The following is a 17,428-nucleotide window of genomic DNA, read 5'->3' on the forward strand; positions in this document are numbered from 1 at the left end:
TTTTCAATAAGAATTAGCAAGAAAAAAGAACCTTATAATCAAATTTGTACTTTTGAATAAGAAATGTTATTTTTAGGTGATTTAAACGTGACAATATGAAGCAATCAGAAATTAAGGCTTTAGTATCCTTATTAGAAGACGATGATAGCGAGGTGTTGAACCTTGTAGAAAATAAAATTAGGTCATTAGGAGGTACCGTAATTCCATTTTTGGAAGATCGTTGGGAAGAATCTTCTTTGAGCCCATTAACACAGAAAAAAATAGAAGACCTTATTCATGATTTACAGTATGAAGCTTTTTTTTCAAGGTTGGTTACTTGGAAGGAAAACGGGGCAGAAGATTTATTAGAAGGCATGTGGGCTATTGCTACTTATCAATATCCTGAATTATCCATCGAAAAGCTTCAGCAAGAATTAGAGCAAATATATTATGAGGTTTGGATGGAGTTCAGGGATAATATGCACCCAATGGACCAAATCAAAACGTTAAACTCTGTGATTTTTGGAAAGATGAAATTTGGAGCCAATACCAAACATTTTCATTCAGCTTCCAACTCCATGCTGAATGTGGTGATGGAAAATAAAAAGGGCAATCCTATTTCGTTGTGTGTTATTTATCTATTGGTAGCACGAAAATTGAAATTGCCTATTTGGGGAGTAAATCTTCCTAATTTGTTTATACTTACTTATAAGTCAGAACAAATGCAGTTTTATATTAATGTATTCAACAGAGGTTTGGTGTTTAGTAAAGTAGATATCGATAATTATATCTCTCAGCTAAACATAGCTTCCAATGATATTTTTTATCAACCCTGTAGCAACCTAGACATTATCAGAAGAGTATTAAGAAACTTAACATTAGCTTTTGAGAAAGTAGGGGATGATGACAAAGTACAAGAAATAGAAAAAGCACTTAAAGAGATGATGAAGTAAAGAAGTAGGTTATTTCCCACAACCAGAAAATTGTGGGGAACAACTTTATTTAAGTTACTGTGAGAACATAATCATCAAAATAAATCACTAAAAGTTCATGTTCTGTTTTTAGTTTTCCTTCAATAAATATTTCACCTGTCAATTTGCTAGGCTTATCTTCAAAGGGTTCAATATAAATATTATCTTTAAGTGACAGGTTTTTTTTGCCATACCATTTATACAAACTTTCCTTAGCACACCAATAAATACAAAGTTTTAGCAAATCTTCGCCAGCATGATTAAGTTCGGATGCTCGAAGGAATTTATGCGAAACTCTACTTAATTTATCAGATACTTTTTCAATGTCGATACCAACTTCTTCATCCAAACTGATGATTACAGCGGCATACTCATTTGTATGTGATAATGAAATATATGCAGCATGATTATTAATCAAATAAGGGTTTTTGTATGAGTCCTTAGCGATGCCTTCATACGTAATTCCGAACAAAGACAAAGTATGTTTCGCACAGGTTCTACTAGCAAGCCATTCTAATTGTTTAGCAGGATGGGTTACATCAGAGATATCAATTAAATCATTTTCTTTTATTTCTAAGTACTCTAAATAAAAAGAAGGCGACTCCTCAATTTTCCAAAGAGTCAAAATACTTTTTTCAGAAATTTCTTTACAAAAAATTATTGCCATTTAACTATCCTGTAATTCAAAGCAATACAAGCCTAAATAGCCTCTATCCATCTTTGATTGTTGTCATTAGGCACAAAATAAACTATTTTTGCTTAAATAAAGATTTAAAATTTTAATCCCTACTTATGCAAGTTGATAAAATAGATACATTTTCTGGTCATCGTGACTGTGTTTATGCGCTTGAAGGTAGTAAAGATTCTTCTCAGTTTTTTTCGGCTGGTGGAGATGGACTTATTGTTAAATGGAATTTACAAACGCCAGATTTAGGAGAGCTAATAGCCCAAGTACCTGCTTCTGTTTATGCTATTTGCTTAGATAAGCAAAGGAATCAGCTATGGGTGGGGCAAAACTTTGATGGAATTCATTTAATAGATGTTGTGTTGAAACAAGAAATTAAATCTTTGAAAATTACTTCTGCATCTATCTTTGACATTAAAATTCATGAAAACATCGCTTTAATAGGGCTTTCTGATGGAATTATTGTTGTCATGGATGTTGAAACTTTTAGTGTAAAAAGACATTTAAAAGCATCTGACAAAAGCGTAAGGAGCATAGCAATTAATGAATTAACAAAAGAATTTGCTGTAGGATACAGTGATTTTTCTGTAAAAATCTTTGATTTGCAGGATTTTTCATTGAAATTAGTGATTGATGAACATACAAATTCAATATTTTCCGTTTGTTATTCACCAGACAAAAAGTATTTGCTTACAACAGGCAGAGACGCACATTTGAAAGTCTGGGATGTCACACAAAAATATCAATTGAAACAAAGTATTGTGGCTCATCTTTTTGCAATAAACCATATTACTTATCATCCTAGCGGAGATTTATTTGCAACGTGTAGCATGGATAAATCTATTAAAATTTGGGATGCTAAAACATTTAAGTTGTTGAAAGTAATTGATAAAGCCAGACACGCAGGGCATGGGACATCGGTCAATAAACTTTTTTGGAGTACCTACGAGCACCAATTAGTTTCAGCATCCGATGATAAAAAAATATCTGTTTGGAGCCTGACAAACTAAGACAGAAATTTTGTGTTAAAACTTTTATTTAGAGGTTACCTTGTTTTAACCTACTTAAACAATCCAAAAAAATGAGAATTACTCCCCTTGAAATAAGAAAACATACTTTTGATAGAAGCTTTAGAGGTTTTGATACTGAATCTGTAGAAGCTTTTTTACTCTCACTTTCTCAAGAATGGGAACGTGTAGGTGAAGATATGCGCCAAACAAAACAAAAACTTGAAGTAGCTGAGCGCGAAATCATCCGAATGCAAGAGATTGAAAGTAGTCTTTTCAAAACATTAAAAGCTGCCGAAGAAGCTCAAGACCAAATAAGTTTGAAAGCTCAAACGGAAATAGATCAATTAAAAGAAAATGCTAAGATTGAGGTAGATGAAATTTTAAATGAAGCGCGTAAGAGTGCTAAAATGATTATTTCAGATGCTGAAAATAAAGCAAAGTTTTTGGTTGAAGAAGCTGTAAATGATTTGAAGAATTATGAGCGCGACTTCAAGACAATGGAAAAATATAAAGAATCGTTGGTGGAAGAACTGAAACAGTTTGCTAATGATACTTTAGAGAAAGTAGCGAAATTTGAAGATAACCTAAGTTCTAGGACTAATGTTCAAAAAATAGAGAATGTAACAGAGGCAATTTTCCCAGAACCTGTTGCAAAGGCAGAAGTAGCGACTCCTGTCAAAGAAACGCCTTTGTTTCCAAAGGAGGAAACGCCAGAAAATGACACAAGAATTGATTTTGAACCTGCCAATGATTTTGATGATGAAAACGAAGAATTGCCAGAAGTAAGCAAAATAGTAGAGAAAAAGGATAATACTGTTTTTAATGCTAAAGCTGATGAACTGGTTAAAGAAATGAAGACGATTAAGGTAAAACCTAAAAAGCCTGGTAAGGATGATGGTCTGCCGACAGTGTCGTCAGTAATGGAAGAATTCGGTAAAGATAATGCAAGTGGTATTTCAAATGGGGGAGGCTCCTTTTTTGATGATTTATAGGTAATTAAATTTTAAAAGGATACTTACAATCGTATTCAGAAATAAAAAACACAATGGGAATAATTGCCCTTGAAGGCATAGAGTTTTTTGCATATCATGGTTTTTATGCAGAAGAACAAAAAATTGGAAATCGTTATCAAATAGATATTGCTATTACAACTGATTTTTCGGAAGCAGCAGAAAATGATAAACTTAGTGACACTGTAAATTATGGAGATGTTTATGAAATAATTTCTGGTGTAATGAAGATAAAAGCAAAATTACTAGAGCATATAGCCCAGCTAATCATCAAAAGTGTTCGTAATCGTTATCCCACTATAGAATTAATTGAAGTTTCAGTATCGAAGTTTAATCCGCCTATTGGAGGTGTTTGTACAAGAGCAAAAGTAACTCTGAAAGGATAAAATAAATTATGGCACATCAAGTAACGATTAAAGATTTAGCTCGCCATCTGAATGTTTCTGTGGCAACAATTTCTCGTGCTTTGCGTGATATGCCTGAAATAAAACCAGAAACACGACAGGCTGTTTTACAACTTGCGAAGGAATGGGACTATCAGCCTAATATTCTAGCCACCAGTTTGGTGAAAAGTAGGACAAAGACCATTGGAGTAATTGTGCCAGATTTAGCCTATCATTTTTTTGCATCGGTCATCAAAGGAATTGAAGCAGAGGCTATTGCCCGTGGTTATAGTTTGTTACTTACCCAGACTAGTGAGCTGTATGAACGAGAATTAATAAACGTTCAAAATTTATCAAGGGGACAGGTAGAGGGGTTTATTATTTCGCTTTCTCAGGAAACCGTTGATTTAGATCATCTAAAGCGACTTCAAAGAAAAGGCATTCCTTTAGTATTTTTTGATAGAGATGCACAAGAGCTGGATGTATCAAAAGTAATGGTCGATAATGTTGGTGCCGCCTACGAAGCCACTAAACATTTAATTGATAATGGTTGTGAAAGAATTGCCTTTTTGGCTGGTCCACAGAGTGTTACAGTAAGTAATCAGAGACTTGAGGGATATGAGAATGCTTTAAAAGATCATGGATTTCAGATTGATACTTCTTTAATAGTACACGGTGAATATGCTTTGTCTAAAGCGGTAGAAGTGACACATCATCTAATGAATCTTGAAAACAGACCAGACGGATTTATCGTAGTAAGTGACCGATTAGCAGTAGGAGCCATTTCTGCCTTGAAATCAAGGAATATAAAAATCCCTGAAGAAGTAGCTGTAGTAAGTTTTAATGATGAACCAATTTGTACGATAATAACTCCCACATTATCAAGTGTTGCACAGCCGACAATGGATATCGGTAAAAATGCCACGGCATTACTGATTGATCAAATAGAAGATAGACTGGGAACTTTCAAACCAGATATTCAAATTCTGAAAACTCAATTAGTTGTGAGAGAGTCATCTCAGCGATTGAAAAGGGACTAAAATTAAACAAAATATAAAGCCTGAAGTAAATGTTGATTTTACTTCAGGCTTTATATTTTTATAACAATGTTGCGTCTAAAGTAATTGTTGCATTAAATAGTTTAGATATTGGGCAATTTTCTTTAGCATGATTCACTAATTCTTCAAATTTCTCCTGCGTTAAATCAGTAGCCTTCACCGAAGTTGTTAATTTGATTTCATTAATAGCACCATTTTCTAAAATCACTTGCGATGTAGTATCAATACTATCTGCAATAAAACCAGCACCTTGTAAATTAAAAGCTAATTGCATTGAAAAACATCCAGCATGAGCAGCCGCTACTAACTCTTCAGGGTTTGTGCCAATGCCATCTTCAAAACGAGTATTGAAAGAATACTGGGTGTTACTCAAAACACCACTTTGACTTGTTAATGAGCCTTTACCATCTTTTCCTGCGCCAATCCACTGGGCAGTCGCACTTCTTTTAATTTGCATGACTTTTTTTTATTTAAGTTTATGAGACAAAATTTATTGAATACTCTTTCCGAAATTAATTTTCATAACTAATACCAAGCGTTTCTAAGTCATCTTCTGCTAATTCAGATGGCTCAATATAAATATTTAATACTTTAGTATTATCGTTTCTTTTCCATTCCTCAGCAGCATCATCCAAGACAGTGAGGATAATTTCTCGTATTTCTTCGTTTTCTTCCGATAAGAAATCGTCATAATTTTTAAATACAATGCGAATATCATTCTGGTCTAACCAATCTAAATCGTTTATTAGCTCATCGAATGAATCCATATTATGATTGAAATAATCGGGGAAGTGCAAAGCTTTTCCAAGCGTTTGATAAAAAACTTCAACAGTTTCTACTTTTTCGCCATCAATGATGGCTACCAAGATGTTATCGTGAGATTTTAGCGTCGAATCTTCACCTAGGATATAATAATTTGCCATTGTCTTATTTAATTTCAACAAATGATTGATAATGATTTTTGGTAAAATAGGCTTTCCCATCTGAACCAGTTACTAGTCTTTCAGCACCTCTGTTTTTACCTTGAATTTTTGGATAAATATCCCATTCTCTGTAATTAATTTTCTGCCCATTCTTATCTTTTTTAGGTAATAGCCCTTCATAATTGCCAAATTTTCTGCCTCCAACGTATCCATCGAATGTTTCACCATTTTCACGAATTGACTTTAATACTTTTATTGCATTCTGAGGGATTTCTTTAGTACTAGCCGTAGGAAGCTGGGCATTTTGAATAGATAATTCATAATAATAACTATTTTCACTCGTTTCAAAAGTAGTAAATACATTATTAAAATTTGCTTTTTCAAAGGTTAAGCCGAATGTCGAAGAACAAGTGATGAAGTAAAAAAAGACTAACTTTAGGATAAAGTGTAATATATTTTTCATAGTTGAGAATAGTTTGGGTAAAACTACAAAAGAAGTTTTGAATTTTGTTTATCAACAAATTTTTTAATAAAAAAATCATGCTAAATACTCCTGAGAAGTAAATTTTAGGAAATAAATTTATAGGAAATTATAATTAAATCAAATTTTGATAATCTTCTAATTAAAGCTTGTATTCTCGTTCCTCTCAAATTTGCAAAACCATTAAAATTTCACGAAATTTGTATAAAATGGCATTTTAAGGGTACTTAAAATTATCTCTCTTGATTTATCAGTTAAAAAATCAAAAAAGGTGCTTAGTCCCTTCAACCAAACCTTATTTATATGTCAGAACAACATAGTAATATTATTTCGATTAACATTGAGGACGAAATGCGTGGAGCATACATTGACTATTCAATGTCTGTGATTGTATCTCGTGCCTTACCCGACGTTCGGGATGGATTAAAACCTGTTCACCGCCGAGTACTTTTTGGAATGGATGAATTAGGTGTGAATTACAACAAAGCTTATAAAAAATCAGCCCGTATCGTTGGTGAAGTAATGGGTAAGTTTCACCCACATGGTGACTCTTCTGTATATGACACCATGGTTAGGATGGCTCAGGAATGGTCTTTGAGATATCCATTAGTAGATGGGCAAGGTAACTTTGGTTCAGTAGATGGCGATTCACCAGCGGCGATGCGTTATACAGAAGCCCGACTAAAGAGAATTGCTGAAGAACTTTTAGGAGACCTTAACAAAGATACAGTCGATTTCCAAAATAACTTTGACGACTCTTTACAAGAACCAACCGTACTTCCTTCAAAAATTCCTAACCTTTTATTAAATGGTACTTCTGGTATTGCTGTAGGGATGGCCACCAACATGGCACCTCACAATTTAACAGAAGTTGTAGAAGGAATTATTGCCTATATTGATGATCGTGAGATTACAGTTGAAGGCTTGATGCAATATATCAAGGCACCAGATTTCCCTACAGGTGGAACAATTTATGGTGTTTCGGGTATCAAGAATGCCTTTGCTACTGGTCGTGGTCGTATAGTGGTTCGTGGAAACGCTACGTTTGAAACGAGTAAAACAGGCAAAGAGCAAATCATTATCTCTGAAATTCCTTATATGGTCAACAAAGCATCATTGATTAAACAATGTGCTGACTTAGTAAACGATAAAAAAATTGAAGGTATTTCAGAAATCAGAGATGAATCTGACCGTGATGGTATGCGTATCGTTTTTGATTTAAAACGTGATGCCGTTCCAAACGTAATTCTGAATAATCTTTATAAGCAAACTGCCCTACAGTCTTCATTTTCTGTTAATAATGTTTGTTTAGTAAAAGGTCGTCCTTATACGCTGACTTTAAAAGACTTAATTCATTATTTTGTTGAGCATAGAAATGAAGTAGTTGTTCGTCGTACTCAATATGATTTACGTGAAGCACAGAAAAGAGCGCACATTTTAGAAGGTTTCATTATTGCGCTTGATAATTTAGATGCTGTTATCAAATTGATTCGTGAATCTCGTGACCCACATTCCGCTCAAATTGGTTTGATGGAAAGCTTCAGTCTTTCTGAGATTCAGTCTAAAGCTATTCTTGAAATGCGTCTTCAACGCCTTACAGGTATGGAGCGTGATAAGATTTTGGCTGAATACGAAGAGATTAAGCGTTTGATGGAAGATTTACAAGATATTTTGGATAGACCTGAGCGTCAGCTACAAATTATCAAAGATGAATTACATGAAATCAAAGAACGTTATGGAGATGCGCGTCGTACGCAAATCAATATGACAGACGATGAGTTCTCTATCGAAGATATGATTGCTGATGAAGAAATGTTGATTACCGTTTCTAATCAAGGTTATATCAAACGTACACCAATCAGCGAGTATAAAGCTCAAGGAAGGGGAGGAGTAGGTTCGCGTGCGGTAGCTACCAAAGATAGTGATTATACTGAGCATCTATTTACTGCAACGATGCACAATTGGTTGCTATTCTTCACTGAAAGTGGTAAGTGTTTCTGGCTAAGGGTTTATGCTGTACCAGAAGGACAAAAAACTGCCAAAGGAAGACCAGTTCAAAACTTAATGAATATTGAAAGCGGTGATTCAATCAGAGCCGTAATCAATGTGAAATCGCTTACTGACCCAGACTATATTAACAATAACTTTATTGTGATGTGTACTGAAGACGGTACGATTAAGAAAACTACTTTAGAGGCTTACTCTCGTCCACGTCAAAATGGTATCATCGCTATCACTATCAGAGAAAACGATAGATTGTTAGATGTATCTTTGACCAACGGAAATAATCATATCATTATCGCTACTAATACAGGTCGCTCGGTTCGTTTTGAAGAATCTCGTGTTCGCCCGATGGGTCGTTCAGCGGCTGGTGTAAAAGGTATTTGGCTTGACGAAGAAAAACAAGACGAAAAAGCAATCGGAATGGTTTGTATCGAAGATCCAGAAACACAACAATTATTAGTGGTTTCTGAAAAAGGTTTTGGTAAACGTTCAGATGTGGAAGATTACCGTTTGACAAACCGTGGCGGAAAAGGAGTGAAGGCACTTAATCTTACTGATAAAACAGGTAACTTGGTGGCTATCAAAGAAGTAACAGATAATAATGATTTAATGATTATTACAAAATCTGGTATTTTGATTCGTATCGCTGTGGCTGATTTACGTGTAATGGGTCGTAACACACAAGGCGTTAAACTTATTCGTTTAAAGAATGAGTCAGACGAAATTTCGTCGGTAACTAAAATTGTGAAAGATCCTGAAGATGTAATTGCAGATATCACTCCAGAAGGAGAGGTAGATTTACCAACAATTGAATCTGAAGGAGAAGTAACTCCAGAATAGCTATTTAATAAGAGTATCCTTGGTAAAATCGCATTTTAATGCGATTTTACTTTTTCAATAATTCAATTATAGAAACCATTTCCAAACAGAACAATGAAAAAAATCACACTTGCTCTTTTCGCAATACTGATGACAGCAGGAGCAGCCTCTGCTCAAATGGACAAAATGATGATTGAGGCGAATCGTAAAACTTTTTCTGAGGCAGTAAAAAAAGCTGATGCTGCGGTTACTAAAAAAGACTCTTTAAAAGCTAAAACTTGGTTAACTCGTGGAGAAGCCTATTTAGACCTTGCGAATTCTCAGGACTCAGTGTTGACAAAAACAGAACCTTTAGCAGCTTACAAAGCAGTTGAATACTTCAAAAAAGCTATTGCATTAGATGCTAAAGACGGAGCGGTAGCTGTTTCAGCTAAAAAATACCTTTTAGTAACGCTCAATAAAGAGGGAAAACCAGAAATTGAAGGACAAAAAACATTTAGTGCCTTCATGAACGGAGGGATTGCTAAATATCAAAGTAAGGATTTTGCAGGTGCTGTAAAAGACCTTCAAATGGCATCTGTAATTAGTCCAAAAGATACTACAGCTGCGATGTATACAGGCGTAATTGGTCAAATGGCTAAAGACGAAACAGCAGCTAAAGGTGGATTTGAGAAGTTTTTAGACCTAGGAGGGAAGGACCCAGCGATGATTTATGCTTTGGCTCAAATCTATAGAAATGAGAAAAATGAAGATAAAGCAATTGCTACCTTAGAAAAAGGAATTGCTCTTCATCCAACCAATAAAGATTTAAAGGCTGAAAAAATCAACTTATTATTAGCATTTAAAAAGATTGATTTAGCTATCAAAGAACTGGAAACATCAGTTTCAAAAGGTACAAGTAACCCTCAGGAAGTATTGAACTTGGGTATTTTATATGAAAATAAAGCATCAGAGTTTATTCCAGAAATTCGTGCATTAAAAGAAACTTTATCTGACAATAATGTAGATGCTTTAAAGAAAAAAATCCAAGTTCAGAAAGATAAAGTAGCGGCTTATGATGAGGAAATCAAGCGTTTGACTGATAAAATCAAGAAAGACCCAAAGACAGCAGCAGCTTCTAAAAAACAAATTGTTCAAGTAAAAGAAATGCAAAATGAACAAAAAGCTGAGTTGACTAAGTTGAACGAAGATGCAGCTAAACAAGCAGCTAGTGGTGTTAATGTTGAAGAAACTAGCAAGAAACTAGCTGAATTAGAAGCAAAACAAAAAGCAGCTAAAGATTTAGCATTGACTTATTATAAGAAATCATTAGAGTTAGATCCTAACAATTATGATGTTAACTTTAACTTAGGAGTAATGAGCTTCAACGAAGCTGTTGAAATTAAGAAAAAAGTTGATTTGTTAGATATGGCTGCTTACAAAACAGAAGGTAAGAAAATCGAAGAATTAGCTGAGAAGAAATTCAGAGAAGCTTTACCATATTTTGAAAAAGCATATTCTATCAAACAAGAAGAAGATTTGAAATCAAGTTTGAGAAGTTTATATCAAATCTTGAAAATGGAAGATAAATTGAAAGCATTAGGTGAATAATTAATATTCATGCTAGTCATAAAAAAAGACCTCAATATTTGAGGTCTTTTTTTATGACTAGGCTATTCAAGAATTTTTTCAATAATAAGCGATTTATATGATAGGAAATAGCAAACTGGTACAATGTTTAGCTATTAAATGTTTTATTTAACATAATGTAAATTATATAACAATTAAATTTATTTTTTTGAACCTGCTAATACCGATTATATATCCCCACTTAGAAGAGAGTGGTTTGCTGTAATAGATTGATATATAATGTATTATAAAACAAGATTGAAGTGAAAATAATTTAATGAAGTGGCTGAGAATCCGATGAAATATTTTATCAATGATTCTGCCTTGATTATTTAATTCTGAGGCGATTGATTTTCAAGGCAGAATCATTAAAATTATAATGTTAGAATACTTTTTAAATCAGCAGGTGAATATTTTACAGATTTAAGTACTTTATTGTCGGAAGTTCTATAAACTAAAAATTTATCTTCATCTTTTAAAATCTCGGCCACTGTACCATCTTTTTGAAAATAGAATTTTACAGTATCCTCAGCCTCTTCATAAGTACTACAAGCTTTAGACATGTTTGATCTTTGTACTTCATTAAAAAGGTCAACGAATTTTTCACCAAGGCCAAATTCAAGTACAGCTCCAGAAAGAACATATTGAATATCGCACAAAGCATCTGCTACTTCAACAAGGTCATTTGCTTCAATAGCTTCTTGCAGTTCTCTCAATTCTTCAGCAATAAGACTTACTCTTAATTTACATCGTTCTAATGAAGGTATCTGTGGTGTATCAAGAATGGGTGCTTTGAATGTGCGATGAAATTCAGCAACTTGGTTAAGAGAATCTATGCTTTGCATGGTTTTGTATATAATGTTTTAAGTAAAAATTTAATCAAAATTAGTAAGAATAGCACTAAGATTATACATCAATAAATGGATTTGATTTTTAAAATATTACTATTATTGCTAATCAAATTATAAGTATCTAATTATCAGTAAGTTATATATTCACGTGGAACACTTTAGTTAACTAATTGACAGTCAGACAGATAGTTGTTCGATTGTGTGAAACGTTACATTACATACTACCCCCCAAAGTAGGTATTTAAAGAGATAAATACGATGATATAATAGGAAGTACCTAGCATAAATAGGTAGTTATCAATACTTAATAGAGTCGGATGGATAACAAAAAAATACTAGATGTTGTATTTAATATTTCAATATTATTAAATATAGATATATATAAAATATTAATTTAATTTTTTGAAATGGACTTTTTTCGCTCACTTTTACCCTCTCTTAAAATCAAAATTTGAGATTTTGATTTTAAGAGCCAATATCTTTTTCGTTCAAACAACATCCTGTTTAATCATTTTTTGGAAAAGAAGAGCCCTTTAAATAGGCATTATCTACCTCCTTTTCTATTCAATTCCTCTTCCTTTCTCGGGAAAGTTTCCTCCTACTCTACCCATAACTGCGTAAGGGATATATTAAAAAAGTACAAGTTTTATCAAACAGGTTTACTTTCCATAAAGGTACCATCAGTGTAAAATATAACAATCCTTTCTATCTGCTTACCAGATGGAGCGGGTGCTTCAACCACTTCCGGACGCTCTGTTTTACGCCTCTGTAAGGCATTTACAGACGATTGTACATATAATTGCTCAGGACTACTATTTTTAACCGATTCTTGAGGCTTTATATCTCTATTCTGAGTAGGCCTAATTGGTTGAGTACTAATTACTTGTTTATGAGGTTGAGGGATATTCTGACTAAGTGAATCGCTATCAAAAAGAAGCCAATCTCTATCTATATCAGGAAATACCTTTAATATCCTTTGAACAATGTCTAAACTAGGCTTATTTCTCCCAGATAAAATGTGTGAGATACTACTTCGCTGTATACCAATGGCATCAGCAAAATAACTTGGTGATAGCCCTTTATCTACTATTATCTGTTCTATTTTTTTGTTTAAATCCATGTTACAAATGTTTAATACATATTTACAATATTAATTTAATAATGTAAATATGATAATTGATTGTGTAAATTACAAATGTAATTGAATATAAATGTTAACTTATTCTTGTTTATTTATGTGAATTCCATCTTCTTTGATGATAATTCGCATGTCTTTATATAATCCTCCTATTGCTTTCTTAAAATCCTTCTTTGACATTTGTAAATTGCTGTAAATGACCTCTGCACTTGTCTTGTCATTGTATGGAAGGAATCCATTGTTGTTATTTAATAGAGATAATATAGCGAGTTTAGTATTGTCAATTCGTTCAAATCCGATTCTTTCCAATGTTAAATCGATTTTGCCGTCCTCTCTTATTTTTTTAATGTATCCAATTGTAAACTCTCCAAGATTTATAAATTTGAATACTTCGTTTTTGTAAATTACGCCTATTTTACATTTGTTAATCAATGCTTTTATGCCTAAATCTGTGTATTCATATGGTAGCAATTCCACCTGTTGTTTTTCAACAAACTCCTCTGCATCATTTGGTAGAAACTTATCGATCTTAGCAGAAGCCACGATTCTTTGTGTTTCTTCGTCTACATAAATATAAACTAAATAACTCCTCCCTACGGCCATTTTAGATTGTTGTTCACCGAAAGGAACAAGTAAGTCTTTCATCAATCCCCAGTCTAAAAAGACCCCTAATTTACTCACATCTTTCACCTTTAAATAGGCAAACTCTCCCACTGTAGCATAAGGTTTCAAAGTAGTGGCAATAAGCCTATCTTCAGAATCTCTGTAGATGAATACATCTAAGAATTGTCCTATTTGAGTCCCTTCAGGAACATAGACTCTAGGAATCAAAATTTCTTCTCCTTCAAAGCCATCTAAATACAAACCAAAGTCTAGTTCCTTAATAACTTCTAGCCTATTGTATTTACCTAATTGTAAAGGATGTGTCTCATTTATCATTTTATATATTATTTAGAATGAACATTCAGTTGAAATGTATATGTATTGACCGAATTTAAGATGAAAATCAATCAAATAGTACATAGACCTTATTTTTAAGTTAATAGCAAGAAAAAAAGTCGTGATTTTCACGACTTTTTTTCTTGAATGGATAAATCCTTAAACAACTACATTATTTTCTCTTAGCGCTTGATTTAAGGAGGTTTTGAGGTCTGTACTTTCCTTACGCTTACCAATGATTAAAGCACAAGGAACATTATATTCACCCGCAGCAAATTTCTTAGTTAAACTTCCAGGAATAACAACACTATTTTCAGGAACGAAACCTATGTATTCTACAGGTTCAGTACCTGTCACATCTATTATTTTAGAACTTCCAGTGATAGTAACACCTGCTCCTAATACTGCACGTTTACCAATTCTTGCTCCTTCAACAACAATACAACGTGAGCCAATGAAAGCACCATCTTCAATAATCACTGGCGAAGCTTGTGGTGGCTCTAAAACGCCGCCAATTCCAACACCACCACTCAAGTGAACATCTTTACCGATTTGAGCACAACTACCCACTGTAGCCCAAGTATCAACCATTGTTCCCGAATCTACATAAGCACCAATGTTTACGTATGATGGCATCATGATTACACCTTTTGCTAAATAAGCTCCATATCTTGCTACCGCAGGTGGCACAACGCGTACGCCCAAATTAGCATAATTATTCTTTAGTTTCATTTTATCATGAAATTCAAAAATACCTACTTCTTGCACTTCCATTTGGCGAATAGGAAAATACATTACGATTGCTTTTTTAACCCATTCATTGACCGTCCAAGAGCCATCATCATTTGGATGTGCCGTTCTAAGCTCGCCCTTATCTACTTTTTCAACTACGGCTTCAATCGCTTTTTTTGTTTCGTCTGATGAACGTAAAGTTGGATTCTCCCAAGCGTTTTCAATAATTTGTTTTAAATTTTCCATTTAAATATTTTGGATATTGTTGCTTTTATTTAATCTACAAAGATAATCTGTTTTGAACATACTTAATGAAATTATATTAAGAGAATCGTCTGAGAGAATATTATCAGAATTAAGTTATTAGACATTATCCTTACTAACGCTCTCCTATTTTATGTTAAAAACTATTAGTTTACTTTAAATGATTTAAATACTTGATTTTAAGTATATTGCAAATAGCACTTTTATGTAAATATTAGTGAAACAAAATATTGTTTGGTTGATTATTTTAATGATAGTATGTCAATTTGACAGTTTATAGCTAGAGATAATTGAATACAGGATTTTCCTAATTTTATTTCTCTCTCAGATTGACTTCATTTGAACAGCCTCTTTTTAATATATAAGCTAGTATGAGAATCGTTTTAGCATATTCTTAAAGAGAAGAACAACAAATCTTTATTTAAACAATTCTTATTGAGCTTAAGGTAACAAATACCCCCTTCCCTATTATCTTCTTAACGTCGTCACATTGCGCTGTATATTATTTACGTAGAGGGTTATATTATGCCCTAGTATGTAGATATTAAGTAGTTTAAATGCAGATTCTTAATTAGAATTACGAGCTATTAAGTACATAAAAGTGTAATATTTAATTTAGTAAATAAGGATTTAATAACTATTATTCTTAGTAATTATAACCAAATAATTAGCTTTTTACTAAATTTAATGCTAATTATTACTAATATAGATAGTTACTTATATATATTGTTTTTACTTGTATTATTCTCCTAAAAACTCTACTTTTGTATTGTAGATTTAATCAATTATCCCTTATTTAAAAATGGCAAAGGTAAAAGTTGCAATCAACGGTTTTGGACGCATAGGACGCTTAGTCTATCGTCAGATTTATAACATGGAAGGCATTGATATTGTAGCAATCAATGATTTAACTAGCCCTAAAGTGTTGGCTCATTTATTAAAATATGACTCAGCGCAAGGACGTTTTAATGCAGAAGTTACTTCTACTGACAGCACTATTACAGTTAATGGCGAAGAAGTAACTATTTATGCTCAGAGAGATCCGGCTCTTATTCCTTGGGGAAAACATGAAGTTGATGTTGTATTAGAATGTACAGGCTTCTTTACAGATAAAGAAAAAGCTTCTGCTCATATAACTGCTGGTGCTAAGAAAGTAGTAATCTCTGCTCCTGCTACTGGTGATGCTAAAACAATTGTATTTAACGTAAATCATGATATTTTAGATGGTTCTGAGACAGTAATTAGTGGTGCATCTTGTACAACTAACTGTTTAGCTCCAATGGCCAAAGTATTAGAAGAACAATTTGGTATTGTAAACGGCTTAATGACAACTGTTCATGCTTATACAAATGACCAAAATACTTTGGATGCTCCACACGCTAAAGGTGATTTAAGAAGAGCTAGAGCTGCTGCTGAAAACATTGTACCAAACTCTACAGGTGCTGCAAAAGCAATTGGTTTAGTACTTCCTTCATTAAAAGGTAAATTGGATGGTTCTGCTCAAAGAGTTCCAACTATTACTGGTTCATTAACTGAACTTACTGTAGTGTTAGCTAAAAAAGTGACAGCTAGTGAAATCAATGAAGCTATGAAAGCTGCTTCAAACGAAAGCTTTGGTTATACTGAAGATGAAATCGTAAGTAGCGATATCATTGGTACTTCATTTGGTTCATTATTCGATGCAACACAAACTAAAGTACAAACTGTAGGTGATAATCAAATTGTTAGAACTGTATCTTGGTACGATAACGAAATGTCTTACGTTTCTCAATTAGTACGTACAGTAAATTATTTTGCTCAATTGATTAAATAATCAGCTGACAAATAAACAAAAAAGGTGAATCGTTTGATTCACCTTTTTTGTTTTATACTCTTTTAAAACGAACAATATAAGTAATTAATACTGAAGCCTTTTGCCGTGAAAATCTCTTCAAATCTGGTCTTAATATTATAATGTCTTACATTCAAATCTGAATGATAGAGGTCAGTGGTTTCTACTAATCCCTTCGCTCCAAAATCATTTAAAGCATTGATTGAGTATTTAAAGAATGATTCTGAATCTGTTTTTAAATGTAAATAGCCTCCTGAGGATAAAATTTTAGCATAAATCTCTAAAAAACGCGGATTTGTAAGCCTTCTCCTTACGCCACTCTGTAATACTTGTGGGTCAGGAAAAGTTATCCAAATCTCAGACACTTCATTTTCTTCAAAAAAACTCTCTAACCCATGTATTTTAGTTCTTAGAAAGGCAACATTTGTTAAATTATTGTCTAAGGCTTTTTGACTACCCACTGCTATCCTATCCCCTTTTATATCGATGCCTATAAAATTCTTCTCAGGAAATAACTTGGCCAACCCCACCGTATATTCACCCTTCCCACAGCCTAATTCAAGTACGATAGGATTTGAATTATGAAAAACCTCTTTATTCCATGCCCCTTTTATATTTTCATACAAAGGTTTTCCTTCTTGTATAACATTCTCTTGAATAATATTACTCTCAAATCTTTTAGCTTTTTGCCTTCCCATTAATCTACTACTTATTTTTACTTGATAATTTAATTACGCTCTTA

At 33.2% G+C, this 17,428-nt stretch carries 17 protein-coding genes; 8 read left to right on the forward strand and 9 right to left on the reverse strand.

Going from position 1 to position 17,428, the window contains the following annotated elements:
* The first annotated feature begins 95 nt into the window (after nucleotides 1–95).
* Nucleotides 96–932 carry a transglutaminase-like domain-containing protein gene (locus AC07N0_RS15960; RefSeq protein ID WP_492799413.1) on the forward strand — a complete coding sequence of 279 codons (837 nt, stop codon included), beginning with the start codon at nucleotides 96–98 and terminating at the stop codon, nucleotides 930–932.
* Nucleotides 933–981: 49 nt separating this feature from the next.
* Here AC07N0_RS15960 and AC07N0_RS15965 read toward each other — a convergent pair whose 3' ends face one another.
* Nucleotides 982–1,617 (reverse strand): 4'-phosphopantetheinyl transferase family protein, encoded by a 636-nt coding sequence (locus AC07N0_RS15965; protein WP_492799412.1) that lies wholly within the window; start codon nucleotides 1,615–1,617, stop codon nucleotides 982–984.
* A 125-nt stretch (nucleotides 1,618–1,742) separates the two neighbouring features.
* On the opposite strand from AC07N0_RS15965, the gene AC07N0_RS15970 reads away from it, so the two are divergent.
* The 4 genes from AC07N0_RS15970 (at nucleotide 1,743) to AC07N0_RS15985 (ending at nucleotide 5,078) form a co-directional block, all read left to right on the forward strand.
* Nucleotides 1,743–2,645, forward strand: a complete 903-nt coding sequence (locus tag AC07N0_RS15970) for a WD40 repeat domain-containing protein (protein WP_494589970.1) — start codon at nucleotides 1,743–1,745, stop codon at nucleotides 2,643–2,645.
* 71 nt (nucleotides 2,646–2,716) lie between these two features.
* Nucleotides 2,717–3,637: a DivIVA domain-containing protein gene (locus AC07N0_RS15975; protein WP_494589971.1), complete on the forward strand. Its 921-nt coding sequence runs from the start codon at nucleotides 2,717–2,719 to the stop codon at nucleotides 3,635–3,637.
* A 53-nt stretch (nucleotides 3,638–3,690) separates the two neighbouring features.
* A complete protein-coding gene (gene folB / locus AC07N0_RS15980; RefSeq protein ID WP_309916389.1) occupies nucleotides 3,691–4,041 on the forward strand; it encodes a dihydroneopterin aldolase in 351 nt (116 codons plus the stop codon).
* A gap of 8 nt (nucleotides 4,042–4,049) precedes the next feature.
* Nucleotides 4,050–5,078 carry a LacI family DNA-binding transcriptional regulator gene (locus tag AC07N0_RS15985; protein ID WP_492799409.1) on the forward strand — a complete coding sequence of 343 codons (1,029 nt, stop codon included), beginning with the start codon at nucleotides 4,050–4,052 and terminating at the stop codon, nucleotides 5,076–5,078.
* Between the two features lie 58 nt (nucleotides 5,079–5,136).
* On the opposite strand, the gene AC07N0_RS15990 is transcribed toward AC07N0_RS15985, so the two are convergent.
* The 3 genes from AC07N0_RS15990 to AC07N0_RS16000 are packed head-to-tail and all read right to left on the reverse strand — an operon-like array spanning nucleotide 5,137 to nucleotide 6,482.
* Nucleotides 5,137–5,553 (reverse strand): OsmC family protein, encoded by a 417-nt coding sequence (locus tag AC07N0_RS15990; RefSeq protein ID WP_492799408.1) that lies wholly within the window; start codon nucleotides 5,551–5,553, stop codon nucleotides 5,137–5,139.
* A 55-nt stretch (nucleotides 5,554–5,608) separates the two neighbouring features.
* Nucleotides 5,609–6,019 carry a barstar family protein gene (locus AC07N0_RS15995; protein WP_494589972.1) on the reverse strand — a complete coding sequence of 137 codons (411 nt, stop codon included), beginning with the start codon at nucleotides 6,017–6,019 and terminating at the stop codon, nucleotides 5,609–5,611.
* Nucleotides 6,020–6,023: 4 nt separating this feature from the next.
* Nucleotides 6,024–6,482, reverse strand: coding sequence for a guanyl-specific ribonuclease (locus AC07N0_RS16000; protein ID WP_494589973.1), 459 nt, complete (start codon nucleotides 6,480–6,482; stop codon nucleotides 6,024–6,026).
* A 321-nt stretch (nucleotides 6,483–6,803) separates the two neighbouring features.
* On the opposite strand from AC07N0_RS16000, the gene gyrA reads away from it, so the two are divergent.
* Nucleotides 6,804–9,344, forward strand: coding sequence for a DNA gyrase subunit A (gyrA, locus tag AC07N0_RS16005; RefSeq protein ID WP_494589974.1), 2,541 nt, complete (start codon nucleotides 6,804–6,806; stop codon nucleotides 9,342–9,344).
* Nucleotides 9,345–9,437: 93 nt separating this feature from the next.
* Nucleotides 9,438–10,913 carry a tetratricopeptide repeat protein gene (locus AC07N0_RS16010; protein WP_494589975.1) on the forward strand — a complete coding sequence of 492 codons (1,476 nt, stop codon included), beginning with the start codon at nucleotides 9,438–9,440 and terminating at the stop codon, nucleotides 10,911–10,913.
* A 392-nt stretch (nucleotides 10,914–11,305) separates the two neighbouring features.
* Here AC07N0_RS16010 and AC07N0_RS16015 read toward each other — a convergent pair whose 3' ends face one another.
* The 4 genes from AC07N0_RS16015 to AC07N0_RS16030 all read right to left on the reverse strand — a co-directional run bounded on the left by AC07N0_RS16015 (nucleotide 11,306) and on the right by AC07N0_RS16030 (nucleotide 14,837).
* Nucleotides 11,306–11,776, reverse strand: coding sequence for a pyrophosphohydrolase domain-containing protein (locus AC07N0_RS16015; RefSeq protein ID WP_492799403.1), 471 nt, complete (start codon nucleotides 11,774–11,776; stop codon nucleotides 11,306–11,308).
* 655 nt (nucleotides 11,777–12,431) lie between these two features.
* Nucleotides 12,432–12,902: a helix-turn-helix domain-containing protein gene (locus AC07N0_RS16020; protein WP_492799402.1), complete on the reverse strand. Its 471-nt coding sequence runs from the start codon at nucleotides 12,900–12,902 to the stop codon at nucleotides 12,432–12,434.
* A gap of 99 nt (nucleotides 12,903–13,001) precedes the next feature.
* The gene (locus AC07N0_RS16025; RefSeq protein ID WP_494589976.1) at nucleotides 13,002–13,859 is read right to left on the reverse strand and encodes a CvfB family protein; all 858 of its coding nucleotides are present in this window, start codon (nucleotides 13,857–13,859) and stop codon (nucleotides 13,002–13,004) included.
* A gap of 159 nt (nucleotides 13,860–14,018) precedes the next feature.
* Nucleotides 14,019–14,837 (reverse strand): 2,3,4,5-tetrahydropyridine-2,6-dicarboxylate N-succinyltransferase, encoded by an 819-nt coding sequence (locus AC07N0_RS16030; protein WP_492799400.1) that lies wholly within the window; start codon nucleotides 14,835–14,837, stop codon nucleotides 14,019–14,021.
* Between the two features lie 820 nt (nucleotides 14,838–15,657).
* Here AC07N0_RS16030 and gap point away from each other — a divergent pair.
* Nucleotides 15,658–16,668, forward strand: coding sequence for a type I glyceraldehyde-3-phosphate dehydrogenase (gap, locus tag AC07N0_RS16035; protein ID WP_492799399.1), 1,011 nt, complete (start codon nucleotides 15,658–15,660; stop codon nucleotides 16,666–16,668).
* Nucleotides 16,669–16,730: 62 nt separating this feature from the next.
* On the opposite strand, the gene trmB is transcribed toward gap, so the two are convergent.
* On the reverse strand, nucleotides 16,731–17,384 hold the full coding sequence (gene trmB, locus AC07N0_RS16040; RefSeq protein WP_494589977.1) for a tRNA (guanosine(46)-N7)-methyltransferase TrmB: 654 nt from the start codon (nucleotides 17,382–17,384) through the stop codon (nucleotides 16,731–16,733).
* Nucleotides 17,385–17,428 lie beyond the last annotated feature (44 nt).

It is taken from the genome of Arcicella sp. GW821-FHT09D11 (genome assembly GCF_059416265.1).